This is a genomic window from Fluviicola sp. (assembly GCF_039596395.1).
Classification (GTDB): Bacteria; Bacteroidota; Bacteroidia; order Flavobacteriales_D; family Crocinitomicaceae; genus Fluviicola.
In genome coordinates this window covers 37,045-61,198 of sequence record NZ_JBCNJT010000004.1, presented here as the reverse complement: position 1 = coordinate 61,198, position 24,154 = coordinate 37,045, and the positions used below count along the sequence as shown (strand labels likewise).

The 24,154-nt window shown below is 42.6% G+C and carries 22 protein-coding genes; 9 read left to right on the top strand and 13 right to left on the bottom strand.

All coding sequences use genetic code 11. The annotated features are described in order from the left end of the window. Positions 1 to 6: 6 nt before the first annotated feature. The 7 genes from ABDW02_RS17755 to ABDW02_RS17725 all read left to right on the top strand — a co-directional run bounded on the left by ABDW02_RS17755 (position 7) and on the right by ABDW02_RS17725 (position 9,707). The gene (locus ABDW02_RS17755) at positions 7 to 999 is read left to right on the top strand and encodes a DNA-directed RNA polymerase subunit alpha (protein ID WP_124744441.1); all 993 of its coding nucleotides are present in this window, start codon (positions 7 to 9) and stop codon (positions 997 to 999) included. A gap of 92 nt (positions 1,000 to 1,091) precedes the next feature. Continuing rightward, positions 1,092 to 1,673 (top strand): 50S ribosomal protein L17, encoded by a 582-nt coding sequence (gene rplQ / locus ABDW02_RS17750; protein ID WP_343636961.1) that lies wholly within the window; start codon positions 1,092 to 1,094, stop codon positions 1,671 to 1,673. Between the two features lie 122 nt (positions 1,674 to 1,795). Then, complete coding sequence (carA, locus tag ABDW02_RS17745) at positions 1,796 to 2,905, top strand: glutamine-hydrolyzing carbamoyl-phosphate synthase small subunit (protein WP_343636959.1); 1,110 nt, start codon at positions 1,796 to 1,798, stop codon at positions 2,903 to 2,905. Between the two features lie 57 nt (positions 2,906 to 2,962). Continuing rightward, on the top strand, positions 2,963 to 4,246 hold the full coding sequence (eno, locus tag ABDW02_RS17740) for a phosphopyruvate hydratase (RefSeq protein WP_343636957.1): 1,284 nt from the start codon (positions 2,963 to 2,965) through the stop codon (positions 4,244 to 4,246). A gap of 271 nt (positions 4,247 to 4,517) precedes the next feature. Beyond that, complete coding sequence (locus ABDW02_RS17735) at positions 4,518 to 4,877, top strand: hypothetical protein (RefSeq protein ID WP_343636955.1); 360 nt, start codon at positions 4,518 to 4,520, stop codon at positions 4,875 to 4,877. A 12-nt stretch (positions 4,878 to 4,889) separates the two neighbouring features. Continuing rightward, positions 4,890 to 7,514: a gliding motility-associated C-terminal domain-containing protein gene (locus ABDW02_RS17730; RefSeq protein ID WP_343636953.1), complete on the top strand. Its 2,625-nt coding sequence runs from the start codon at positions 4,890 to 4,892 to the stop codon at positions 7,512 to 7,514. Positions 7,515 to 7,709: 195 nt separating this feature from the next. After that, entirely contained in the window at positions 7,710 to 9,707 is a 1,998-nt protein-coding gene (locus ABDW02_RS17725) for a urocanate hydratase (protein ID WP_343636951.1), read from the top strand. 78 nt (positions 9,708 to 9,785) lie between these two features. On the opposite strand, the gene ABDW02_RS17720 is transcribed toward ABDW02_RS17725, so the two are convergent. Together ABDW02_RS17720 and ABDW02_RS17715 are read right to left on the bottom strand one after the other, a co-directional pair. Continuing rightward, positions 9,786 to 10,961 carry an OmpA family protein gene (locus ABDW02_RS17720; RefSeq protein ID WP_343636949.1) on the bottom strand — a complete coding sequence of 392 codons (1,176 nt, stop codon included), beginning with the start codon at positions 10,959 to 10,961 and terminating at the stop codon, positions 9,786 to 9,788. 95 nt (positions 10,962 to 11,056) lie between these two features. After that, positions 11,057 to 12,439, bottom strand: coding sequence for a DUF4403 family protein (locus ABDW02_RS17715; protein WP_343636947.1), 1,383 nt, complete (start codon positions 12,437 to 12,439; stop codon positions 11,057 to 11,059). 136 nt (positions 12,440 to 12,575) lie between these two features. Between ABDW02_RS17715 and ABDW02_RS17710 the strand changes: the two genes are divergently transcribed. Further along, on the top strand, positions 12,576 to 12,752 hold the full coding sequence (locus ABDW02_RS17710) for a hypothetical protein (RefSeq protein ID WP_343636945.1): 177 nt from the start codon (positions 12,576 to 12,578) through the stop codon (positions 12,750 to 12,752). An 86-nt stretch (positions 12,753 to 12,838) separates the two neighbouring features. Here the strand turns inward: ABDW02_RS17710 and ABDW02_RS17705 are convergent, their stop codons facing one another. The 10 genes from ABDW02_RS17705 to asnB form a co-directional block, all read right to left on the bottom strand. Then, positions 12,839 to 15,067, bottom strand: coding sequence for an NADP-dependent isocitrate dehydrogenase (locus tag ABDW02_RS17705; protein ID WP_343636943.1), 2,229 nt, complete (start codon positions 15,065 to 15,067; stop codon positions 12,839 to 12,841). A gap of 301 nt (positions 15,068 to 15,368) precedes the next feature. Then, positions 15,369 to 15,947: an RdgB/HAM1 family non-canonical purine NTP pyrophosphatase gene (rdgB, locus tag ABDW02_RS17700; protein WP_343636941.1), complete on the bottom strand. Its 579-nt coding sequence runs from the start codon at positions 15,945 to 15,947 to the stop codon at positions 15,369 to 15,371. A gap of 82 nt (positions 15,948 to 16,029) precedes the next feature. After that, entirely contained in the window at positions 16,030 to 16,839 is an 810-nt protein-coding gene (locus ABDW02_RS17695; RefSeq protein ID WP_343636939.1) for an AraC family transcriptional regulator, read from the bottom strand. Between the two features lie 16 nt (positions 16,840 to 16,855). After that, positions 16,856 to 17,671 carry an oxidoreductase gene (locus ABDW02_RS17690; RefSeq protein ID WP_343636937.1) on the bottom strand — a complete coding sequence of 272 codons (816 nt, stop codon included), beginning with the start codon at positions 17,669 to 17,671 and terminating at the stop codon, positions 16,856 to 16,858. 62 nt (positions 17,672 to 17,733) lie between these two features. Further along, positions 17,734 to 18,126: a hypothetical protein gene (locus tag ABDW02_RS17685; protein ID WP_343636935.1), complete on the bottom strand. Its 393-nt coding sequence runs from the start codon at positions 18,124 to 18,126 to the stop codon at positions 17,734 to 17,736. Positions 18,127 to 18,197: 71 nt separating this feature from the next. Further along, a complete protein-coding gene (locus tag ABDW02_RS17680) occupies positions 18,198 to 18,713 on the bottom strand; it encodes a Crp/Fnr family transcriptional regulator (protein WP_343636933.1) in 516 nt (171 codons plus the stop codon). An 85-nt stretch (positions 18,714 to 18,798) separates the two neighbouring features. Beyond that, positions 18,799 to 19,095 (bottom strand): N-acetyltransferase, encoded by a 297-nt coding sequence (locus ABDW02_RS17675; RefSeq protein WP_343636930.1) that lies wholly within the window; start codon positions 19,093 to 19,095, stop codon positions 18,799 to 18,801. A 60-nt stretch (positions 19,096 to 19,155) separates the two neighbouring features. Further along, the gene (locus ABDW02_RS17670; RefSeq protein WP_343636928.1) at positions 19,156 to 19,590 is read right to left on the bottom strand and encodes a VOC family protein; all 435 of its coding nucleotides are present in this window, start codon (positions 19,588 to 19,590) and stop codon (positions 19,156 to 19,158) included. A 10-nt stretch (positions 19,591 to 19,600) separates the two neighbouring features. After that, positions 19,601 to 20,479, bottom strand: coding sequence for an SRPBCC family protein (locus ABDW02_RS17665; RefSeq protein ID WP_343636926.1), 879 nt, complete (start codon positions 20,477 to 20,479; stop codon positions 19,601 to 19,603). 79 nt (positions 20,480 to 20,558) lie between these two features. After that, positions 20,559 to 22,457: an asparagine synthase (glutamine-hydrolyzing) gene (asnB, locus tag ABDW02_RS17660; protein ID WP_343636925.1), complete on the bottom strand. Its 1,899-nt coding sequence runs from the start codon at positions 22,455 to 22,457 to the stop codon at positions 20,559 to 20,561. Positions 22,458 to 22,655: 198 nt separating this feature from the next. Between asnB and ABDW02_RS17655 the strand changes: the two genes are divergently transcribed. After that, the gene (locus ABDW02_RS17655) at positions 22,656 to 22,826 is read left to right on the top strand and encodes a hypothetical protein (RefSeq protein ID WP_343636924.1); all 171 of its coding nucleotides are present in this window, start codon (positions 22,656 to 22,658) and stop codon (positions 22,824 to 22,826) included. A 115-nt stretch (positions 22,827 to 22,941) separates the two neighbouring features. On the opposite strand, the gene ABDW02_RS17650 is transcribed toward ABDW02_RS17655, so the two are convergent. Next, positions 22,942 to 24,015 (bottom strand): glycosyltransferase family 4 protein, encoded by a 1,074-nt coding sequence (locus tag ABDW02_RS17650; RefSeq protein ID WP_343636923.1) that lies wholly within the window; start codon positions 24,013 to 24,015, stop codon positions 22,942 to 22,944. Positions 24,016 to 24,154 lie beyond the last annotated feature (139 nt).

Below are 24,154 nucleotides of genomic sequence, written 5' to 3'. Positions count from 1 at the left end.
AAACAAATGGCAATTTTAGATTTTCAAAAGCCTGACAAGGTAATTATGATCCAGTCGGACGAGCGTAAGGGACAATTTGAGTTCCGCCCGCTTGAGCCAGGATACGGAATCACAGTAGGAAACGCATTGCGTCGTATCTTACTTTCTTCATTGGAAGGATACGCAATTTCATCTGTTCGCATCGAAGGTGTAGACCACGAGTTTGCAACATTGAAAGGAGTAGTTGAAGACGTTACCGAGATCGTATTGAACTTGAAACAAGTGCGTTTCAAACAACAAATCGAGGGAACGGATAACGAAACAGTAGTTGTTTCTATTTCCGGACAAGATAAATTGACTGCAGGTGATTTAGGAAAATTCACATCCGGATTCCAGGTATTAAACCCGGATTTGGTGATTTGTAACATGGAAAGCTCCGTTAAACTGGAGATGGAATTGACAATCATCAAAGGACGTGGTTACCTTCCTGCTGAGGAAAACAAAACGGGTAACTCACCGTTCGGAACGATCTTTATCGATTCGATCTTTACGCCGGTTGTGAACGTGAAATACACGATCGAAAACTACCGTGTAGAGCAAAAAACGGATTACGAGAAATTGGTTTTGGAATTGACAACAGACGGTTCCATTCATCCGAAAGATGCTTTGAAAGAAGCTGCAAAAATCTTGATCCACCACTTTATGTTGTTCTCAGATGAGCGCATCACTTTGGATAGTGAAGTGAAGTCTGAAACAGAGGAGTTTGATGAGACATCATTGCACATGCGTCAGTTGTTGAAAACAAAATTAGTAGATATGGACCTTTCAGTTCGTGCACTAAACTGTTTGAAAGCTGCAGACGTTGAAACATTGGGAGATCTTGTTTCTTACAACAAGAACGACTTATTGAAGTTCCGTAATTTCGGTAAGAAATCCTTGACTGAGTTGGAAGACTTGGTAGATTCTAAAGGATTGAACTTCGGAATGAACGTTGCTAAATACAAATTAGATAAAGACTAGTATCGCAAATTAAAATTAATAATGTCGTAATAGGTGGTTGGGATCACGCGATAATTTAGCCCGGCTAACCGTTACTTACGAAATTCAAAGTTATGAGACACGGAAAAAAACACAACCATCTTGGTAGAAAGACAGCTCACAGACACGCAATGTTGTCTAACATGGCTTGTTCTTTAATCGAGCACAAAAGAATCTCTACAACAATCGCTAAAGCAAAAGCTTTGCGTGTATACGTAGAACCGATTTTAACAAAATCAAAAGACGATTCAACTCACAACCGTCGTACAGCTTTCTCTTACCTGAAAAGCAAAGAGGCAGTTACTGAGTTGTTCCGTACAATTGCTCCGAAAATTGCTGACCGTCCGGGAGGATACACACGTATTATCCGCACAGGTTACCGTTTAGGGGATAACGCGGAAATGTGTTTGATCGAGTTGGTTGATTTCAACGAAGTATACACTTCAGGAGAGAAGAAAACAACAACACGTCGTTCACGTCGTGGTGGATCTACAGCTAAGAAAGCTGATGCGGCTCCTGCTGCTGACGTAGTTGAAGAAGCAGTAGTTGTTGAAGAAACTCCGGCAACTGAGGAAGTAAAAGCAGAATCTGCTGCGGCAGATGAAACACCAGCTGAAGAAGCATCTAACGAAACAGAAGAGAAAACGGAAGAGTAATCATGAAGTTTTTCTTTTAAGAAATAAAAAGGGTATCCAGTTATTAACGGATACCCTTTTTTATGCACGATACTTTTGAAGTTGAAATAGAAATCCTAATTTTGCAAAAACATTTTAGTAGTATGGAAGAACGCAAGCCTGCGCTCCTGGTCCTGGAGGATGGAACAGTATTTTACGGCAAAGCAACCGGAAAGATTGGAACAACAACCGGAGAAATTGCCTTTAACACGGGAATGACCGGTTATCAAGAGGTGTTTACTGATCCTTCTTATTATGGGCAAATACTAGTCATGACGACTTCCCATATTGGTAATTACGGTGTAAACCCGGAAGAAGTGGAATCCGAAACGGTAAAAATTGCCGGGTTGGTAACCAAAAAATTCGCAGAGAACTTCTCAAGATCCTCTGCAGTATCAAATCTGAATGATTATTTAGTGGATAACGACAAAGTGGGGATCACCGATATTGATACCCGTTCCCTGGTTCGTCATATCCGCCATAAAGGTGCTATGAACGCCATTATTTCTTCCGAGATTTTGGATGAGAAGGCCCTTCAGAAACAAGTAAAAGAAGTTCCTTCCATGGATGGATTGGAATTGTCTTCCAAAGTAGCTACCAAAACAGCTTACGAAATGGGAGATCCGAACAGTTCTTTGAGAGTGGCTTTGCTTGATTTCGGAGTGAAAAAGAACATTGTGCGTTGTTTGGCCGATAGAGGTTGTCTGGTGAAGGTATTCCCGATGAACACGACCCTGGAAGAATTGAAAGCGTTCAATCCGGATGGATATATGTTGTCAAACGGCCCCGGAGATCCGTCTGCCATGCCGAACGAAATTGCTTTGGTAAAAGAATTGGTCGAAGTGGGGACACCGGTTTTCGGAATTTGTTTGGGACACCAGATCCTGGGGCTTAGCCAGGGATTGAAAACCGAAAAGATGTTTAACGGTCACAGAGGAATTAACCACCCGGTTATGAACCTGATTACCGGAAAAGGAGAGATTACCTCCCAAAATCACGGATTCGTTATCGCAAAAGATAGCGTAGCATCCAATCCTCGGATTAAAGTGACTCACGAACACCTGAACGATCAAACGATCGCCGGGATTATGCTGACAGACAAACCGGTCTTTTCAGTACAATATCACCCGGAAGCGTCAGCAGGACCGCACGATTCCCGCTATTTGTTCGATCAGTTTATTGAGAATATGAAAAACGCTGCTGCGAAAAAATAGACAAGCGTTAATGCAGTCAGAGCTAAAGACTAGAAATAAAACGAATAAAAACAATACATGAGTTATATCGCACGCATTGTCGGAAGACAAGTTTTAGATTCAAGAGGTAATCCAACGGTAGAAGTGGATGTTTACACTACAAACGGCGCAGTTGGAAGAGCTGCAGTTCCTTCGGGAGCTTCCACCGGTGTTCACGAAGCAGTTGAATTGCGCGACGGAGACAAATCCGTTTACCTTGGAAAAGGAGTTTTGAAAGCAGTTGAGAATGTCAATTCGATCATTGCTGAAGAATTGATCGGGATGGATATTTTCGATCAGAAACTGATTGACCGTGTTTTGTTGGAATTGGACGGGACTCCGAATAAATCGAAATTAGGAGCAAATGCAATCCTTGGAACTTCTTTGGCGGTTGCAAAAGCTGCTGCACAGGAAGCAGGGTTGAGCTTATTTAAATACGTAGGTGGTGTTGGTGCTACAACCATGCCGGTTCCGATGATGAATATCCTGAACGGAGGTTCACACGCAGATAACCTGATCGATATCCAGGAATTCATGGTCATGCCGTTCGGAGCGGCTTCTTTCTCGGAAGGATTGCGTTGGGGAACGGAGATTTTCCACCATTTGAAATCCGTTTTGAAAGACAAGGGAATGTCTACGAATGTGGGTGATGAAGGAGGTTTTGCACCGAATTTGGGATCCAATGAAGAGGCAATCCAGGTCGTTTTACAAGCTATTGAAAAAGCAGGGTTCAAACCGGGAATCGATGTACACATTGCATTGGACGCGGCATCTTCCGAATTTTACAATGCGGAAAAAGGATTGTACCTATTTGAATCCACGGGAGATTCTATGACCTCTTCCCAAATGGTTGATTTTTGGGCCGACTGGTGCAGTAAATACCCGATTGTATCTATCGAAGACGGATTGGCAGAAGACGATTGGGCAGGCTGGAAAGAAGCAACCGATAAACTCGGGAATAAAGTACAATTGGTCGGAGATGATTTATTCGTAACCAATACCAAACGTTTGTCACAAGGAATTGAGCAAGGAATTGCAAACTCCATTTTGGTGAAAGTAAACCAGATCGGATCTCTGAGCGAAACGATCGAAGCGGTTCAAATGGCAACCAGAAACAGCTATACTTCGGTAATGTCACACAGAAGTGGTGAAACCGAAGATAATACGATTGCTGACCTGGCAGTTGCGTTGAATTGCGGCCAGATCAAAACAGGTTCTGCTTCCAGAAGCGACCGTATGGCAAAATACAATCAATTGTTAAGAATAGAAGAAGAGTTGGGAGAAACTGCCTACTATCCGGGTAAGAACTTTCGATTTTTATAATAGAAATGATTAGAAGAGAAGGGAGCCTAGGCTCCCTTTTTTTGTTCGTTCAAACCGGGGTTTTGTTCAATCAGCCACTCCTTTTGGCAAAAGTTCCTTACCTTATCCCCGGAAATTCAACCTCATTGAAAAATCAATTCACAAAGTGAAAAAACAGGATGATTTCCAAATAATGAATTAATTTTTAACAAAATGTTTAAAAGCGGTGTCTTTTTATGAATTGAAAGCAACCAAATTATTTTTAGACCGTTTAGAAATCAAAGTACTAATTATGAAGAATTTAATAATAGGTTTAGTTTTCGCAATGGGGACTTTTTGGGTAAGTGCTCAATCCTCTGCTTCTCAGGCTAATACCCCTTCTTTTTTTGCACAGTGTTTGGTGAATGTGGGGAATCAAAATGAATTGACAACTTTGGAAAATCAATTACGTACCATACCTTATGTGAAGGTAGTTCGTGTTGATATTCCAACCAGCCGTTTATTCTTAACAACAAAAGATCTTTCTTCATTTACGGCGACTGAGTTTTCGTCCTGGATGGGAACGTATGCTACGTCATACAGCTGTCTTCAAATCGGATTGCACGGAGTTGATCCTGTAAATCCTTTTCCGTTCACTAATTGTCAGGATTAAAAAATACCGGTTATGAAAAATATTCTACTAATTATCTGTTTTTTTGCTGGTATTACTGCAATTGCACAGCCAAACGATTGTAACGAAGCAATTCCGGGGTGTAACGCTCCGCCATTTGGAATTGCCCCTCCAAACCCTTCTACAAACGTAGTTGACTTTGGTACGGGAACAGTGTCGAACCCAAGTTCTAACCCACAGGGAGTAAACTCCGGATGTTTATTGTCCGGTGAAACGAGTTCTACATTTATCACCATTAATGTGGTAACATCCGGAACATTACAGTGGTCTTTGATCGGTTTGAACCCGAACGGAACGCCATCCAATTCCGGTTGTTTCGACTGGATCATGTGGCCGGATATGCAAAATAGTACTATGGACGGTTGTACGGGAATCAATGGAAATACGTTACCTCCGGTTGCTTGTAACTGGAACGGGATGTGTAACGGGAATACCGGTATGTCAACTCCTGCGAATTATCCTCCGGGAGCTTCCAATACGAGTTACCAACCGCCATTAACGGTTACTGCAGGACAAACATTCATTTTGTGTTTGTCGAACTACAGTTCAACCAGCCAAACAGTAAACTTAAGCTTCTTCGGTACAGCACAGGTTGCATGTAGTGCGTCCGCTCCGGATCAAACAATTTGTCTGGGAAATACCGCAAACGTAACAGTTGCTGCGCCTGGATTTATCAACCCGGTTTTCACCTGGTTAACAACAACAGGAGTAGCGAATCCGAATGCGGGAACAACAACAGTGACTCCAACGGTTACAACAACTTATACGGTTGCTGTTGAGGACGCAGGAACAAATCCTCCAACTCGTGATACTGCTATATTTACAATTACAGTAGTAAACCCGCCGGCACCGAATGCCGGTCCCGATCAAACAGTTTGTCTGGGCCAGCCCTTCCAATTGAGTGGAACTGTTGGTAGTTCTACGAATACTGCAAACTGGCAGGCAATCGTACCTCCGGGTATGACACCGGCTGCAACAGCATCTTTCTCACCGAACTTCAGTTCCATGAACCCAACTGTAACAGTGAACCAACCGGGAACATACAAGTTTGTTCTGAGAGAGACGAGTCCTGTTTGTGGTATCATGAGAGATACAGTTGTAGTTACGGTTTCACAGCTGCAACTGAGCACAACTGTTACAAACCCGGTTTGTAATGGTTCAAGTGACGGTACCATTACGATTACAAGTGCAGGAGCAAGCCAGTATAGCTTCAACAACGGAGCAACCTGGCAGACATCCAATACACTTGGAGGTTTTGCGGCAGGAACTTATACGGTTTGTGCGAAAAATACACTGGGTTGTCAGAAATGTGCTACAGCAACTTTGACAAATCCGCCTTTGATTACCATGTCTGTTTCAAACGATACGATTATTTGTCAAAACGGTACGGCTTCTCTTTGGGCTTTGGCTACAGGAGGAACCGGAGCAGCAACTTATTCTTACCATTGGGACCACAGTCCGGCTTTGACAGAGACCACCCAGGTAAGTCCTCTTACAGATACTTACTATCCGGTTCAGGCTGAAAGTAACCTTGGTTGCTGGTCTAATAAGGATTCCATTTATGTAACAATGAATCCTGTGTTGAGTGCAACCATGACAACAGATGCATTTACTTGTCCGGGATACGAAGATTCTTTAACGGTATTTGCTTCAGGAGGTATCGGTGCACCGTATACCATGACGTGGTCAACCGGTCAGGTGGATGTGGGAACACAAAGTACCCTGAAAGATTCTCCGATGACGACTACGACTTACAGTGTTACTATCAATGATGTTTGTGAAACAACACCGGTAACTATTTCCGGTATTATCAATGCATATCCGGTACCTGTTCCGCAAATCTCCATTGACATGAATCCTTTGTGCGAACCTGCTGTTTTTGTGGTAAGAAATGCCACGGATCCGTCATTGTCACAAAGTACCATATGGAGAATCAGTAACGGTGATGAATTCATGGATGTTGATTCCCTGAGTACTTCAGAAATGATGCATGGTACCTATGATGTTCAGTTAATTGTGACTTCTCCGGATGGATGTATCGATTCAACAACGTTTACAGATACGCTGGTTGTTATGCAGACTCCGGTCGCAGATTTCAAATGGAGCCCGGACCCGATCACGATGTTCAATACGCAGGTATTGTTCTCGCAGTATTCCTTATATGCTGATTCATATGAATGGAGCTTCCCGGGTGCAACACCGAACAATTCCACGAACGAAGATCAATCGGTGCTTTACCCGGACGGGCAAACAGGAACTTATTATGTAACCCTGATTGCGAAATCTTACCTGGGTTGTGCAGATACGGTAACAAAACCGGTGGTAATTCTTCCGGAAGTAATCCTTTATGCTCCGAACACCTTTACTCCGGATGGAGATGAGTTCAACCAAACCTGGAGAGTTCATATCGAAGGAGTAGACGAATTTGATTTCGAACTTCAGATCTTCAACCGATGGGGAGAAGTTATCTGGGAATCACACGACGTGAATGCAGCATGGGATGGAACTTATAACGGTCAGCCGGTTCCTCAGGGAACTTATACCTGGCTGATTCGAACCAGGGAAGTTATTTCCGATAAAAAATATACCTGGAACGGATTGATCAACTTGATTAAATAATACAAACAATTGATCCGAATGATAAGGGGTTGTTCAATGACGAACAGCCCCTTATTGTTTTATGTAAAACCGATTAGAGCCTTTCATCATTTGGTCTGCAGAAGAGATAATTCTTCTCCCATATCATTGGAAATTCCCACTTTTTGGTTGAATCAGTCAATCGAATTCGTAATTTCGCACCATAAGCGATAGACTATGAATTTGAACGAATTTCAAAACGATCTGACAACAGGAATTCCTGCGGTTCTGCCAGCAAAGAAAGCATACGAAACAGCGATCAATCACGCGCCCAAGCGTAAGGAGATTCTTACTCCGGAAGAAAAGATCCTGGCATTGAAAAATGCCTTGCGTTATTTCCCGAAAGATCAGCATGCCGAACTGGCGCAGGAGTTTTCCGATGAGTTGGAGAAACACGGAAGAATTTACATGTATCGCTTCAGACCGGATTATAAAATGTATGCCCGTCCGATTAGTGAATACCCGGGAAAATCCCTGCAGGCGAAAGCAATTATGCTGATGATCCAGAATAACCTGGATTATGCCGTTGCCCAGCATCCGCACGAGTTGATTACTTACGGTGGGAACGGAGCGGTTTTCCAGAACTGGATCCAGTACCGTTTGACGATGAAATACCTTTCTGAAATGGAAGACGACCAAACGTTGGTCATGTATTCCGGGCATCCGCTGGGACTATTCCCTTCGCATAAAGACGCGCCGCGTGTAGTGGTAACAAATGGTATGATGATCCCGAATTATTCGAAACCGGATGATTGGGAAAAATTCAACGCGCTTGGAGTGACACAATACGGACAAATGACAGCCGGATCTTACATGTACATCGGTCCGCAGGGAATTGTTCACGGTACTACCATTACGGTTTTAAATGGTTTTCGCAAAATTAAGAAAAGTCCTGCGGGATCTCTGTTCGTGACTTCCGGTTTGGGAGGAATGAGCGGTGCGCAGCCGAAAGCAGGAACCATTGCCGGTTGTGTGACGGTTTGTGCAGAGGTAAACCCGAAGATTACACGTATTCGTCATGAACAGGGTTGGATCCACGAAGTGATCGAAGATCTGGATGCGCTGGTAAAACGCGTTCGTGAGGCTCAGGCAAATAAAGAGGTTGTTTCGATCGCTTACTTAGGGAATGTGGTAGATGTTTGGGAGAAATTCGACCGTGAGCATTTGCACATTGATTTGGGTTCTGATCAGACTTCCCTGCATAATCCATGGGCGGGTGGTTACTACCCGGTTGGAATTACCTTCGAGGAATCCAATCGATTGATGGCCGAAAATCCGGAGGTATTCAAACAAAAAGTACAGGAAACATTGGTTCGCCATGCCAATGCAATTAACGCACATACGGCAAAAGGAACTTATTTCTTTGATTATGGGAATGCCTTCCTGCTGGAAGCTTCCAGAGCCGGTGCAGATGTCATGGCGGCAAACGGAATTGATTTCAAATATCCGTCTTATGTGCAGGATATTATGGGGCCGATGTGTTTCGATTACGGTTTCGGGCCGTTCCGCTGGGTATGTACTTCAGGTGATCCTGCTGATCTGGAAAAAACAGATGCAATTGCTTGTGCTGTTCTGGAGGAAATGAAACAACAAAGCCCGGAAGAGATTCAGCAGCAGATGGCGGATAATATTCAGTGGATCAAAGGTGCACAGGAGAACAAACTGGTAGTTGGTTCGCAGGCGCGTATTTTATATGCAGATGCAGAAGGGCGAATGAAAATTGCTGCGGCATTCAATGAAGCTATATCCAAAGGAATTATCGGGCCGGTGGTATTAGGAAGAGATCACCACGATGTATCGGGAACAGATTCTCCGTACCGCGAAACTTCCAATATTTACGACGGATCCAGATTCACCGCAGATATGGCCATCCACAATGTCATCGGTGATTCTTTCCGCGGAGCGACGTGGGTTTCCATTCACAACGGAGGCGGAGTAGGTTGGGGAGAAGTGATCAACGGAGGTTTCGGAATGTTGCTTGACGGATCATCCGATGCCGAAAGAAGATTGAAGTCCATGCTTCATTGGGATGTGAATAACGGAATTGCCAGAAGAAACTGGGCGCGCAACGAAGGAGCTATTTTCGCCATTAAACGCGCTATGGAAGCAGAACCGAAGCTGAAGGTAACAATCCCTGAGTTGGTGGATGAAGAGCTGTTAAAAGGTTTGAAATAATGGAGAATTGAAAATGGAAAATTGAAAAGGTTTTGATTCTGTTATAATCTTTTCAATTTTCAATTCTACATTTTCAATTTACAATACTTTAATCTCCACCCTTCTATTGCTCTGTTCTTCCGAAGCGAATTTGGCATTCGGGAAAATCGGCATGGTATTTCCGTATCCGACGGATATAAGGCGGTTTTTGTCTATCCCGTTTTCGACCAGGTAATGATAAACGCGTTTTGCACGGGCTTCAGAAAGCTTTTGTGCTTCAAAAGTGTTCTCTCCGTTTGAATGGACATGTCCCTGGATTTCTACCTTAATGCCTGCATTCAATGCCAGGAAATCGCGAAGTCGTCTTAACTTAGGTTCTGCGCCTTGCAGGAATTCAGAGGAGCCGGGGAAAAATTCAATCTCATCGATTTGCATGCTTTTTCCTTCTCCGAGCGGTTCTATCCATACTACAATTTCGGTTTCCGTATTGGCCGACACCGGTTCTTCCCGGTCCACAAAGAAATAGCCTTCTGCATCTACTTTTAGCTGAACTTTCCCGGATTTTTCAATCGAGAAACGAAAATCGGATCCCTGGTAAGCGGCCGTAATATCCTTGATCCCGCTAATAGAAATGTTTGCAATAACCGGCTTTCCGGTTTCGTAGTCGCGAACGAGTATATTTAATCCGGATTCTTTTTTATCTGTTCTGAGATCCAGTAATTTTCCGCCTTCAGCTGTTTCCTGCATCTCGCCGGTCATGGGTTCGAACAGGAAGTTGACTTCCAGGTGCTCTTTGGTTTTTGGCGGAGCGATAAAACAGATAATGATTTCTTTTCCAGCCGTCAGATCAATAGGGTATAAGGTACTTTCAGAAACCACCAGGTTCAATCCGAGTTCCAGGGATGGTTTTGAAATAATTCTCCTGATTTCCGCAGATCCTTTTGCAATTTCTTCGCAGGGGTATTTGGTTTCGCCTTCAAAAACCACCATCTGAACTGGCAAAGGACATTTTGCGCTTAGGGTAAAGCGGCCATTGTAGGAAGCTTTAAACGAACAAAACAGGGTGTTTTTTTCCTCGATATTACTCAATGAACTGTAGGCCTGAAAATCATTCACTTTTCCTCCTTTCCCGGAAAACTGCATGCGGTACTCTCCCGTTTTCAGTATCGTAGTTGCTCCCGTACAGTCAGAAATAGCATCTGAGCTTTCGAGAACCTGTTGTCCGAACACTTGCGCAAGAATAAACGAAAAAACTATTAGGAGAGTGTATTTCATTGGCTACAAAGATAGTTTTTTCCTGAATTTTGAAAAAACAGCATTTTTTTGACTGTCTGAATGGGATGAATGAGCGTCTTAAATGTATTTTTTAGTTATTGTTTAACATTCAGTTGCGCCTTCAGACAGGTTCTCAGGTACAAATGTTCGAGCGTTGGGAAAATATGAACAACGCTCACATCGTGGGTTTTTCCTGACAAGACGATATCACCGGTTTTCTGCTGAAGGTTTTTATCGATCATTTTTTTGAGGTCATTGAACTGCGAGTTCATGTTCAGCCTGGTTGCTTTTTCCAGTTCCGAGGATATCCGGTTTGAAAACAGCCATTTAGCACTTTTCAGCAGCACACTTTTAGTCTTGAGATCGTATTCGAGGTCACTCAGTTCCAGTATTTTGGTAGTATTGTCAAATACAGGCACACCCTCCAGGTATAGAATTCCCTTTTTTGTTCCGCTGAAATGGATACCAAGCATCAACCTGTTCTTGTCCAGTCCGCTGACATCCACACCATCAAATACAAAGTGGTTTTTATTGAAATCGATGGTTTGCCCTTTTACCTGTTCGGTGAAGAGTTTGGAAAGGGAATCGTAATTTAATTCGAAATCTGTGAAAAGGTCGAAAGTGTCTTTGGGCGCAGTGGGAATGCTGTTTAATTTCGGAAGTGCTGTAGCAGGACTTTTAGCCGGATCCTGGTTCAGATAGGTCCGGCAATTCAACACCAGGGTTGTATACAATTTGTTCTGTTCCAACCGGGGTTTTACCAGTGAAAGCGCAGTAGGCTCAAAATGAATGTACCCGAGATAGGGAATTTTGACCGACTGGTTCATGCTTTGCCACAAATCTTCCGCATCTTTTTTGAAGGAAATTTTTCCCAGTTCCTTGTCGGTTGCGATACATTGTTTTTCCACCGTTTTTCGTACCTCTTTAATCACTTCATCCGTTGCATCAAACCGGAAAAGGGTCACTTCACATGGATTTAGCGCTTTCAGTTCATGGATGGTCGTTTTGGTACTTAAACCGTAATCTTCGTGGATATTCAATTCGGTAGCAAGGCGGATTCTCAAAGAAGGTTTTGTTTCGTCTATCCCACATGAAAAAGGGATAAGCGGAGTAAGACAAACCGGTTTTGCAGCCAACAAATCCGAACAGGCCGCACAATATTCCATTTTGATCCAGTAAGAGCCGTACAATTCTGACTGGATGCGGTTGTTGACCGTTGAAATATTGAAGGAATCCTTTTGGAACTCGTAATCATACCGAATGCCGCTGCAAGGCTTATCCGATCCGGAAGTAATTGCAGGAACCGATTTGTCGGCGTCTTTTAAATAAGTACTCAAGTTAATTTCTACCGGAACTACGATACTGTTAATCGTATTCGCAACGGGCGGCGGAGTTTCAGCTACCGATGCAACCGGTTTTTCAGGTTTGATGGCAGAGCAGGAAACTATGACGGATGAACTAACAAGAAAGCTAAGCATTCTCAAAAAGTGACCTGTAATAAATGGTGTAAAGCGCATTAAAAAGACCCGAATTCGTTGTAAAGAACAAAGGTATTTATAAAATACAGATTTATTGAATTTCCTTTTTTCTTATCTTCGGGTAAAATACTTTACGATGAACATCCGATTGATCTTATTTGCGCTTTCTTCCCTGGTAGTACTGTCTTGTGCGAAAACAAGAGTATGCGAATGCTCGGATGGATATCATATTGAAATGACCTCTGCGAAAAAACAGGCAGAACAGGCTTGTGAGAAACTGAGTGCCGGAGAGGTCAGCTGTAAGTTGAACTGATCTGAAGTAGCTTCCCGGATTTCGTAGCAAACTAAAAAAGGTATCTGCCTTTCGACAAATACCTTTCCCTGTATTTTTGATTGCGATTAAATCGAATCGATGATGTGATTCAATGTCTCGCTTGGTCTCATTGCTTTTGTAACCAATTCAGCCGTTGGTTTGTAATATCCTCCGATGTTTACTTTGCTTCCCTGAGCTCCGATCAATTCGCTGTTGATCTTGTCTTCATTTTTTGTTAAAGCCTCAGCGACCGGTGTAAATTTCGCTTTCAGTTCGGCATCATTATCCTGAGCGGCCAATGCCTGTGCCCAGTACAATGTCAGGAAGAAGTGGCTTCCGCGGTTATCAATTTCTCCTACTTTTCTTGCAGGAGATTTATCATTCTCCAGGAATTTTTCGGTAGCAGCATCCAGGGTTTCAGCCAATACTTTTGCTTTTTTATTCCCGGTTGTGTTGAACATATGCTCGAAAGAAACCGCCAATGCCAGGAATTCTCCCAGGGAATCCCAACGCAGGTAACCTTCTTCCAGGAATTGCTCCACGTGTTTAGGGGCAGAACCTCCCGCACCTGTTTCAAACAATCCTCCGCCGTTCATCAACGGAACAATGGAAAGCATTTTTGCAGAAGTACCGACCTCCAGAATAGGGAAAAGGTCCGTGTTGTAATCACGCAAAACATTTCCTGTAACGGAAATCGTATCCAACCCTTTTACGATGCGCTCCAAAGAGAAAAGTGTTGCTTCGCTCGGAGAAAGAATGCGAATGTCCAATCCGGAAGTATCGTGGTCTTTTAAATACAATTCTACTTTCGTAATCAATTCCGCATCGTGTGCACGGTTTTTATCCAGCCAGAAAACTGCCGGTGTATTGCTCAAACGGGCTCTTGTTACCGCCAGTTTTACCCAGTCGCGGATAGGAGCGTCCTTTGTCTGGCACATTCTCCAGATATCGCCTTCTTCTACCGGATGCTCCAGTAAAACTTTTCCATCTCCATCCACTACACGTACTTTTCCTTCAGCCGGAATCTGGAATGTCTTGTCGTGAGAACCATATTCTTCAGCAGCCTGTGCCATCAAACCAACGTTCGGAACGGATCCCATGGTTGTCGGATCAAGTGCTCCGTTCTTTTTACAGAAATCGATCACCGTCTGGTAAATTCCTGCATATGATCTGTCCGGAATGATCATCAGGGTATCCTGTAATTTTCCTTCTTTATTCCACATTTTCCCGGAAGTACGGATAGCTGCCGGAACAGATGCATCAACGATCACATCACTCGGTACATGCAGGTTGGTAATTCCTTTTTCGGAGTTCACCATTGCAAGTGCCGGGTTTTTGGCGTAAACAGCATTGATATCTGCTTCGATAGCCGCTTTTTTATCAGCAGGAAGCGCTTCGATCTTTGCGTACAAATCTCCCAAACCATTGTTCGGATTGATTCCCAATTGCGCAAATTCTGCTGCATGTTTTTCAAATACATCTTTGAAATAAACAGAAACCACGTTCCCGAAAATGATCGGGTCTGAAACTTTCATCATGGTCGCTTTTAAGTGAACGGAAAGCAATAAATTCTTTGCTTTTGCTTCTTCGATTTCCGTTGCAATGTAAGAACGAAGTGCTTTTTGGCTCATCACGGAAGCATCGATGATCTCGCCTGCTTTCAGTGCTGTTTTTTCCTTCAGAACCTTTACCGTTCCGTCGTTTTGTACCAACTCGATTTTTACATCCGTCGCAGCAGGAAGTACGGCTGATTTCTCGCTTCCGTAAAAATCTCCGTTCGGCATGCTCGCAACCTTAGTCTGTGAATCTGCTGTCCATGCGCCCATGGAGTGCGGGTGTTTTTTCGCATAGTTTTTCACGGCTTTCGGAGCACGGCGATCTGAATTTCCTTCACGAAGTACCGGGTTTACAGCACTTCCTTTGATCTTGTCGTATTTTGCTTTGGCAGTTTTTTCTTCTTCGGTTACCGGGTTTTCATTGAAATCAGGAACTTTGAAACCTAACGATTGTAATTCAGCAATTGCATCTTTTAACTGAGGAATGGAAGCCGAAATATTCGGAAGCTTGATAATGTTTGCTTCCGGTGTAGTAGCCAGTTTACCCAATTCGGACAAGGAATCCGGAACACGCTGCTCTGCTGTCAGAACCTCAGGGAAAGCTGCCAGAATACGTCCTGCCAGTGAAATGTCTCTCGATTCTACGTCAATTCCTGCGGTTGCAGCAAATGCTTTAACGATTGGTAAAAAAGAATACGTTGCTAATGCCGGGGCCTCATCAGTAAGTGTATACAGAATTGTTGAATTTGAATCTGCCATAATTTGAATCTTAGTAATTGATTATTTACCGGTAAGATCAATTCTTAACGGATGGTGGCAAATTTAATGGTTGAGGATTGGAATATCAATAAATAAGGGGGTTAATTTCAAAAGTTTATGGGAAGAGAAAATACGATGATCAGGCGGAGTGAATTTTCATCTTTCCAAATTTCCGAAAATCCACATCTCAAAAACTTCAATCTTATTGGTAATCATTGTTTTATGCTAAAATCTGTTCACAAATTTATAAACAAGTAAATTCATGAATTCCTGAATTCGAAACGATTGATAATTGGAATAATTACCCGATTCGTTTCAGGTACACCATCATCTTTTCCAGAGCCCTCGCACGATGGCTCATGCCGTTCTTTTCATCCGGACTCATTTCTGCAAAAGTCTTATCCGTTCCGTGCGGAGTAAAAATCGGATCATACCCGAAACCATTTGTTCCGCGTTTTTCTGTTCCGATCGAACCATCGATTTTTCCTTCGAATACATGAACTTTGTGATTGATGTACAAGGCAATCACCGTAGAGAAATGAGCGTTTCTGTCGGATTGTCCGTTTAATTTCTCCAATACCAGGTTCATATTATCCTCTGAATTTCGTTGCGGGCCGGCGTAACGTGCAGAAAAAACGCCCGGTTCACCGTTCAGTCCGGGGATTATCAGTCCGGTATCATCTGCAAAACAGGGAATGTGCATCTTCTCGGCCAAAAAAGTTGCCTTTTGAATGGCATTTCCCTCAATGGTATCGGCTGTTTCGGGGATCTCATCATAAAATTGGATCTCTTTCAGGGAAATCAACTGGAAACCATGTGGTAAAATCGCTTTGATCTCGGCGATCTTGTGTTCATTGGACGAAGCGAAAAGTAGTTTCATGCATGAAATTTTATGTAATGTACGTTTTTTTCAAAGAAATAGTATCGGATAGGCGCTATATCCCGGTAAATTCGAGTTTTTTCTATAAACTGACAACACTGGAAGCGTTGTATCCGAACTGATTCTTAAAAGCGTGCGAGAAATGAGAAAAATTTTCAAATCCCACGTGAAGATAAACATCAGAAGGCCTTAGCCGGGTAGTTTGAAGCAATTTTTTAGCTTCTGAAAGCCGTTGCTGTTTGAGCCATTTTTCCGGAGTGTCATCGAATATTCTGGAAAAGTCTCGTTTGAAAGTAGAAATGCTTCTTCCGGATAAGCGGGCAAACTCTGAAATCGGGATATTAAACAAATAATTCTTTTGCATGAATGCTTCCAGGTCGATTTTAAAAGGTTCACTGAAATCGAACAGATAGGGGAGAAAGTAGGCACTGTCCAACTGGAGCAGAAGCTCTATGACCTCATTTGTTTTTAAGTCGGCAATTTTCGGGGTGAAGTAATCCGGTTTGTCAAAATAGGGAATGACCGACTGAAAAAATCCCTGGAAAAATCCGTCACCGGGAATTTCATAAAGCGGATTTCCTGTGAAACGTTCCTGGAGGGGAATACCGTTTTTCAATGCAAATGTCTTGAGATCGGCTTCTGTCAGAAAAAGCGAAAACGATTTGAAGGGCTTTCCATCCGGTGATGGATGTTTTTTAGTCTTTAGAAGGGTGTTTTTTCTCATAATCCCGATCGTGCCTGCTTCCAGAAAGATCGTTTCTTCCGGAGTGAAAATTTCCATTACCCCGGAAATGACCATTCCCAGGGCATGATGAGAAACCAATTGTTCTGAGCCGAAATGTTGTTCGTGCACACACGAGAATAACATGTTTTGTTGAAGGATATCAGCCATGGAATACTGTTTGGAATTATTTTGGCAACTGGGAAAGTAAAATGCGGTCCATCATTCTGTCACCGACCCATTTGCGGAAAAACAAAGCGGGTTTGGCCATATATCCGCCAACATAACGGGTTTTCGGAGTTTTGGCGGCAATGGCTTTTGAGACCAAACGGGAAATCACCTCCGGCTCGGCATTTTTTGGCATTGCTTTCTCAAAGGCTTGTTTGAATTTTCCGGCCATTTCACCATAAGCACTTCCGGAAGTGGTTTTTAAGAGATTTTGATAAGCGATATCGCCCCATTCCGATTTGACACCTCCCGGTTCAATTACAATAACATCGATTCCGAAAGGCTTGACTTCTGTGCGCAAACTGTCACTCATTCCTTCCACGGCGAATTTGCTGGCGTGGTACCAGGCCCCGAAAGGTGTGGCTATTTTACCTCCGATGGAAGAAATATTGATAATTTTCCCGCTTTTTTGTTTGCGCATCCCCGGAAGTACGAGTTGGGTCATTCGCGCCAGGCCGAAAACGTTTACATCAAACTGTCTTTTTGCTTCTTCCATCGAAACATCTTCAATGGTTCCGTAAGAACCGTATCCCGCATTGTTTATCAATACGTCGATGCGGCCTTCTTTAGCGAGGATGGTTTGTACACAGGATTTCATCGATTCGTCATCGGTTACATCCAATTCGATGGTTTGAACGCCTTTTTTATTCAAATCGTTCAATAAGTTTGTTCTTCTGGCTGCGCCATAAACGATGTGTCCTTCTTGTGCAAGATCCTGAGCAAATACTTTCCCCATACCTGAAGAAGCTCCTGTGATTAAAATTACTTTTTTCATAATACCTTCATTTGATATTGCAAAGATGAGGGAGTTCAAGGTAAGTAATTTTGCCCACAGGCTCAAATTATTTTGCTCAGCGGCTCATTTTTTAATAGGTAAATAAGAGAACCGCCACCAATGAATAAATGAGTAATCTGAACAGGAAGGATTCCTGTAAATGTTAATGCTCCGTCAAACAATCCCCAATAATCTGCGAATAATCCGAAGAGATGGGTAAAAATGTTGACCAGAAAAACGGATCTTAGTATTTTGGGGTCATATACTTTTCTAAAAAGGATATTGAAGATTCCGGTACCAATTATCAAACCACCCATTCCGCGTAAAAGTGATTCATTGGGAATAGTCGCATCCATTCCAAAGGAGGCGGCTCCGATTTGAGGGGCAAAAAATAAAAGGATTCCAAAAAATAACGATCCGGTTCCCGCAAACAATAAGAAAATAGCATGTTTCATAAAAATGGTTTTTAATTTTTACAAAGTTCCGCTATTCCGACTGCTTAAAACGATAACAATTGTAAATAAATTCAGCTTTTTCTATTCCGTATTCTGCTCAAAGAAACAGGCGTTATCCCTAAATACGATGCAATATAATGTTGGGGAATACGCGCAATTATTTCTGGGTTCTGCGTAAGAAGCTCCTGGTAGCGCTCATAAGGTTTGTTTTTTAACAGAGAAAGCAGCCGGTTTGAATGAACGGTCAATTTGCTAATAGCTGTCTGATAGAACCAATCTTTAAAGCGTTCATTCGTTTGCACTAATTTTTGGAAATCTGATTTGGAAATCCGTTGAATTTCGCAATTTTCTATCGTTTCTATGTAAATCACACTGGCTTTATCTCCCATAAAGCTTTCAAATGCGGTTACAGTATCTCCCTCAAAGAAAAATTGTAAGGTGGTTTCTTTTCCCGAATCATTGAACCATGCACGGATACATCCTTTTTGAATGTAAAACAATTCTTTTGCCTGGTCACCTTCAGCGATTAATATTGTTTTGGATTTGATCTTTTCAGAAATGGAAAGATTTTCAAGCAGGTCTTGCATATTCTTAAAAGTTAAAAAACGAGATCAACTTGTTTGCCCACAAACCCAACTGATTTTATTCAGCTACTCATGAAGATCAATGCGCCTATCCTAAATACTGTTTATCCAATTGATCCCTGAGTTCCGGATGTCTTTTTAAATAGGCAGCAACAAACGGACAGTACACCATCACTTGTTTATTGATCTTTTTTGCATACTCAAAGGCCGCAGCTGCAAGTGCACCGGCGATTCCTTTTCCTGCAAGAGAGTCCGGAACATTCGTGTGCATGAAAGCAATGTCTTTCTTATAGAATTTGTAGGTGAGCGTTGCCAGTTCATTGCCTTCCCGGTATTCCAGTTGCTGCAGAACTTCGTTGTTGACTATTTCCGTTTTAGCTGACATGATCTGTTTAATTGGCAGGGACATAACTAATTATATCCCTACTCCTGATTTGTATACTGATTATTGCTGATCTTCATTAAAACTCATCATCCAGTTGATCCCGAATTTGTCCTGCCACATTCCGAAATAATCCCCCCAGAAAGTAGTGTCCATCGGCATGGTTACGTTTCCTCCTGCGGAAAGTCCCTGGAACAAACGGTCTGCTTCTTCTTTGCTGGAAGCAGTGATGGAAATGGAAAAGTTATTTCCCTGTCTGAAACTGGAGGCCCATTCGCCACCGGTATCACTTCCCATCAGAATGGTTTCCTTACTGATCGGTAAAGAAACATGCATGATCTTTTCACCCATTTCAGGGTCCATCTTGTTAGCATCATCCTGGGGCATGTCCTTGAATCTTCCGATGTAGGAGAAATCTCCTCCAAAAACCGATTTGTAAAAATGGAATGCCTCTTCGCAATTCCCGTTATAAGTCAGATACGCATTTACAGTTGCCATATTCGTTCATTTAATGTTTTTCACTTAATTCTTTCAGTTTCTCCAGTCCAAGCGGAAATTTCTTCTTCATGGATTCAATATGCTTGTCCGTGACATCGACTTCTACTTCCAGTTCCGTGGTATTTGCATTGATTTCGACCAGGCGATAAACCTCGAAACAACCGGTCCAGTGACGACTTTCATCATCGATTTCCTGCTCCTGGCAATTCTTCAAATTCCCCACATGTCTGAATACAATCAGCGAATGTTCCTTGAAAAACATCACATCGCTATATGTTCCATTTCCCTCCGGAGATAAGAAATGAATACGTGCATCTTGGGCCAAATCTCCCTCGTAGTAGGAACCTTCGCAAAACGGAGAGGTCCAGAGTTTGTAATTATCCTTGTCCCACATGGTTTTCCAGACTTTTTCTCTCGGAGCATTGATATTGATCGAAAAATGCAGTTTTTCAATCAGGTACAAGTAATTCCGCAGTGATCGTTTAATGATCGCATCCCATCCTTGCTGGTACTTCTCAGGAGTAAAGTTTTCGCCGGCATCGCCAAAGGATTCTATTCCTTCGTGTGTCAATGTCAGGCGGGAATGATGATCGTCAACCGGTTCAACCAACCAGGTTACCACCGAAGATCCTTCGGATTGCTCCGGGTGTTCCCAGGAATGAACAAACTTCCTGCCCGGTTCCAGTTCCAGGACTTTACAATGATGCAAATATTTGCGGGCCTCCGATTCATAAAAATCAAAAGTTCCGCCGACTGTTGTGGTAAAGTGGGGTATGTGAAAATACCATTTTTTGAAATGTGAAGGATTGGTGATGGCATCCCACAGATCGCGAGCGGGAACATCAAATTGCATACTCGTTTCTACTTTTTCGTTCTTCATACTCTCCATAACCCTGTTTTTATTTTGTTCAAATGTTTAAAGGTTGAAAAAGTTCAAATTTGAACCGTTGAACCTTTTGAACTTTTTTCTATTTTCCCCATTTTTCAAACCACATCAGGTAAGAAAGCAGGTACCATATCTTTACACCGAATTCTTTTCTGCCGGCCAGGAACCGCTGTTTTAACAACTCGATCTCTTTCCAGTTAAAGAACCCGGTTTCGTTGATCTTTTCTTCGCATAAATAGGTTTCCAGCAAATCGCGTAATTCTTGTTTCAACCACGATTCGATCGGAATGGCAAATCCCATCTTGGGCCTGTCCATGACCGGTTCCGGAATGTATTGGTGTACAATTTCTTTCAGCAGCCATTTTTTGGAACCTTCCCGGATTTTCAAATTGTCCGGTAATTGAGCAACGTATTCAATCAAACGATGATCCAATAAAGGTTCGCGGCTTTCCAAACTTACCGACATGGAAGCACGATCTACTTTTTGAAGGATATCGTCCAATAAATACGTCTGGTAATCCATTGCCTGGGCGAAAGCCAGTGAACTGTAATTTTTCAGTTCTTTGCTGTCGAAGTAAGTCGTGAGTTTTTCAAAAGATTGCGTACAGATTTGATTGATCTGTTCTTCGGTGAATAATTGGCTCACGCTGAGCATGATGTTCTGATCGCTGGTGTTTCGCAGGATCGATTTGGTCTTCTCGTACCGCTGCGCGAAATTGTATTTGTTCTTGAGAACCGGAATGGAATCTGCTGCTACCAAATCCATCACGCCGGCCATGCTTTTACGGGCAAATCCCGGAATGCGATTCAGTTTTTCGCCGTATCTGAGAATCATTTCATACCGGTTGTATCCCGCAAAAACTTCGTCTCCGCCATCTGCACTAAGCGCTACCGTTACATGCTGTTTGGCAACTTTAGAAACCAATGTGGTGGGGATTGCACTTGAATCTGCAAACGGTTCGTCATAGAAATAGGGAAGTTCTGCAATCAGGTCAATAGCTTCCCGTGCAGTACATTCGGTTTCAGTATGATTGGTTTGCAATCTTGCTGCAATTTCCTTGGCGTAAGGAGCTTCGTTCAAACCGATATCCGGAACCGAAATGGTGAACGTGCGTAAAGCTTCCGTGCGGTCTTTTTGCAGCAAAGCCGTTACGCAGGTACTGTCGTATCCGCCGCTCAAAAATACGCCCACAGGAACATCGGAAACCATGCGGTACTCACAGGCCGATTTTAAAAGCTGTTCTGTTTCTTTTTTTGCTTCTTCCGGTGAAATAGCCAGTTTGGGTTTGTTGTAGTAATCATATACATTCCAATACTGGACCGGGTTGATTTGAAAGTTTTTTAAAGAAGTCCGGATGTAATGCCCCGGCTGGAGTTTGAAGCAATCTTCAAAAATGCAGTGTGGAGTAGGGACACTTCCGTACTGCAAATACGCCTGAACTGCCTGTGGATTGATCTTTTTTTCGAAGCCGGAGTGTTTGTGGAATGCTTTCAATTCGGAAGCAAAAAGAAATAATCCGTTTTTACGGTAAATGAACAGCGGCTTTACTCCGGCGCGATCCCTTGCTATGAAGACTTCTTCTTTTTTGGAGTCGTAAATAACAAAAGAGAACATCCCGATGAAACGGTCCAGGCATTTTTCCTGCCATTCTGCGTAAGCATGTAAGATCATTTCAGTATCCGACTCTGACAGGAAGGAATGCCCCAGTTTTTCCAGGTCATTTTTGATTTCCGAAAAATTATAAATTTCCCCGTTGAAAACAATCGTGAACTCATTCCAGTTCATAGGTTGTTTTCCCAGTTCGGAAAGTTCCAGGATAGAAAGCCTGCGATGCCCCAAACCAATTTTGTACCCGGAAGTTCCGTGAATGAATGTGCCGAATCCATCAGGGCCACGATGCTCTAAAGCATGGGTCATGCCTTCCAGGTCCTGTTCCGAAGAAATTCCGGAGAAGTCAATAAATCCAGCTATTCCACACATGTATAGTTCTTAGTTTTTCTTCAACTTTTGGGTAACAAGTTAAAGATATGTAAATTCCTGTAGGGGCAAAAGATTTTTCGCTCCTACAGGGATTTTTTATTAAGTGTTAACAACTCTTTTCATAAATCCGTAAAGCCTCGTGTGGATTGAATTTACTAATGGCGTATCTTTAAAGTCTCATTTTAAACCCTTCAAATAATGGAAAACACACAGAAATTACAAGAAGAAATCGCAGTGCTTGAAGCACAGTTGACGGGTGACATGTTTACAGATATGGATATCAAAGACAAAATCCACAATCTGAAAATGCAGGTAGAAGGTGTACGTCCGATGGATAGCTACATCGAATGCGTTGGTTGCGGTTCTTAAGAAAGAATTCAAGTCAAAACCAAAGAAGGTGCCTGATTCCTCGTTTGATGGAAAGGCGCCTTTTTTGTTGGCATCAACGACTCTTTGAAGGTTCTTACGGAATTTAAGCGAATGATCAGCTGATCAATTTGAGGTAATTTTCTTTCCACACAGAAACGCTCCAATGCTGTTCTATCGTTTGTGTAGCGTGTTTGCCCAACTCTTTCCGTAGCGTTTCATTTTCCAGTAATTTCCGCAGTGCATTTTCCCACTCTTCCGTGGTCTCTGCGATAAATCCGTTCTTGCCATGCTGAATGATTTTGGTGTTTACGCCAACCGGTGAAACGATGCTGGCCATTCCTAGTGCCATGTATTGCAATGCTTTGAATCCGCATTTTCCCTCCGACCATGCATCCAGAACAAGCGGCATGATCCCGATCTGGATTTCTGCCAGGTCCTCAATTTCCGTTTCTTCCTTCCAATCCTGGTAAACCAGGGAATGCAGATCGTAATTCGGTTTTTTATTGGAAATCACTTTGAATTGAAAATCAAATTCCTGTTCCAGTTTTCGCAGGATAGGAACCACAAAATCCAGGTAATGCATGGTTGAATGCGTACCCGTCCAGCCAAGAGCCAGCGGTTTCTTTTCCTGGTCGGCCAATTGTGTGTGCTGATTTTGGATATCAATAGTTGTGGGGATCACTTCCACATTCGAATTGAACGGAAGCGCATAAGCTGCCAGGAAATCATTTCCCGCACTGACTTTGGATGCCCATTTGATGAGGTAGGGAACTTTCCAGTAGCATTTGAGTTTTTGAAAACGTGCATTCGCAGCACTGTAATTGGGAATCCAGATAGCGTCGTCGAAATCATAAATATATTTCCTGCGCATGATTTTTACGAGAATCCATTCAAAAACGGGAGGTCCGAGATGGGCCATTTCCCGATGCATGAAAATATGTTTTGCCCCGATCAAACGGAATAAAAGCATCCAGCGACGCAGAAAATTATAGTTCAGATCCAGGAATTTTTGAATAAAAAGACCTTTTTTGTAAAGTCTTTTCCAACTTTTTGGGGTGTGAAACGCATGATAGTAAATCTCAAAATCATGATCTTCCAAAAAAGAAAGATATTGCTCGAAACGAAAGCGCTGTGAGGGCGCTTCACCTTTCGGATAGGGAGCAATAATATGAAGTTTTTTCAATTTCACAGGAGCAAAAATGCCTTTTTTCTGAGACTAAATGAATTAATTTACCATGAAATATTTTAAAAAGCTTTCATTTTGTTTGCAGGGAAAAAAAAATACATTAGTTTTGTCGCACTTAAACATTTAAATAAAGTTTTGACTT

Coding starts and splice junctions, on each gene's coding strand:
- ABDW02_RS17670 (WP_343636928.1), bottom strand. CDS start 19,590: ATGGCAACTGTAAATGCGTATCTGACTTATAACGGGAATTGCGAAGAG.
- ABDW02_RS17685 (WP_343636935.1), bottom strand. CDS start 18,126: ATGAAACATGCTATTTTCTTATTGTTTGCGGGAACCGGATCGTTATTT.
- ABDW02_RS17725 (WP_343636951.1), top strand. CDS start 7,710: ATGAATTTGAACGAATTTCAAAACGATCTGACAACAGGAATTCCTGCG.
- ABDW02_RS17755 (WP_124744441.1), top strand. CDS start 7: ATGGCAATTTTAGATTTTCAAAAGCCTGACAAGGTAATTATGATCCAG.
- ABDW02_RS17705 (WP_343636943.1), bottom strand. CDS start 15,067: ATGGCAGATTCAAATTCAACAATTCTGTATACACTTACTGATGAGGCC.
- ABDW02_RS17690 (WP_343636937.1), bottom strand. CDS start 17,671: ATGAAAAAAGTAATTTTAATCACAGGAGCTTCTTCAGGTATGGGGAAA.
- ABDW02_RS17680 (WP_343636933.1), bottom strand. CDS start 18,713: ATGCAAGACCTGCTTGAAAATCTTTCCATTTCTGAAAAGATCAAATCC.
- ABDW02_RS17735 (WP_343636955.1), top strand. CDS start 4,518: ATGAAGAATTTAATAATAGGTTTAGTTTTCGCAATGGGGACTTTTTGG.
- ABDW02_RS17655 (WP_343636924.1), top strand. CDS start 22,656: ATGGAAAACACACAGAAATTACAAGAAGAAATCGCAGTGCTTGAAGCA.
- ABDW02_RS17730 (WP_343636953.1), top strand. CDS start 4,890: ATGAAAAATATTCTACTAATTATCTGTTTTTTTGCTGGTATTACTGCA.
- eno (WP_343636957.1), top strand. CDS start 2,963: ATGAGTTATATCGCACGCATTGTCGGAAGACAAGTTTTAGATTCAAGA.
- asnB (WP_343636925.1), bottom strand. CDS start 22,457: ATGTGTGGAATAGCTGGATTTATTGACTTCTCCGGAATTTCTTCGGAA.
- ABDW02_RS17675 (WP_343636930.1), bottom strand. CDS start 19,095: ATGTCAGCTAAAACGGAAATAGTCAACAACGAAGTTCTGCAGCAACTG.
- ABDW02_RS17695 (WP_343636939.1), bottom strand. CDS start 16,839: ATGGCTGATATCCTTCAACAAAACATGTTATTCTCGTGTGTGCACGAA.
- ABDW02_RS17665 (WP_343636926.1), bottom strand. CDS start 20,479: ATGGAGAGTATGAAGAACGAAAAAGTAGAAACGAGTATGCAATTTGAT.
- ABDW02_RS17710 (WP_343636945.1), top strand. CDS start 12,576: ATGAACATCCGATTGATCTTATTTGCGCTTTCTTCCCTGGTAGTACTG.
- ABDW02_RS17720 (WP_343636949.1), bottom strand. CDS start 10,961: ATGAAATACACTCTCCTAATAGTTTTTTCGTTTATTCTTGCGCAAGTG.
- rplQ (WP_343636961.1), top strand. CDS start 1,092: ATGAGACACGGAAAAAAACACAACCATCTTGGTAGAAAGACAGCTCAC.
- carA (WP_343636959.1), top strand. CDS start 1,796: ATGGAAGAACGCAAGCCTGCGCTCCTGGTCCTGGAGGATGGAACAGTA.
- ABDW02_RS17715 (WP_343636947.1), bottom strand. CDS start 12,439: ATGCTTAGCTTTCTTGTTAGTTCATCCGTCATAGTTTCCTGCTCTGCC.
- rdgB (WP_343636941.1), bottom strand. CDS start 15,947: ATGAAACTACTTTTCGCTTCGTCCAATGAACACAAGATCGCCGAGATC.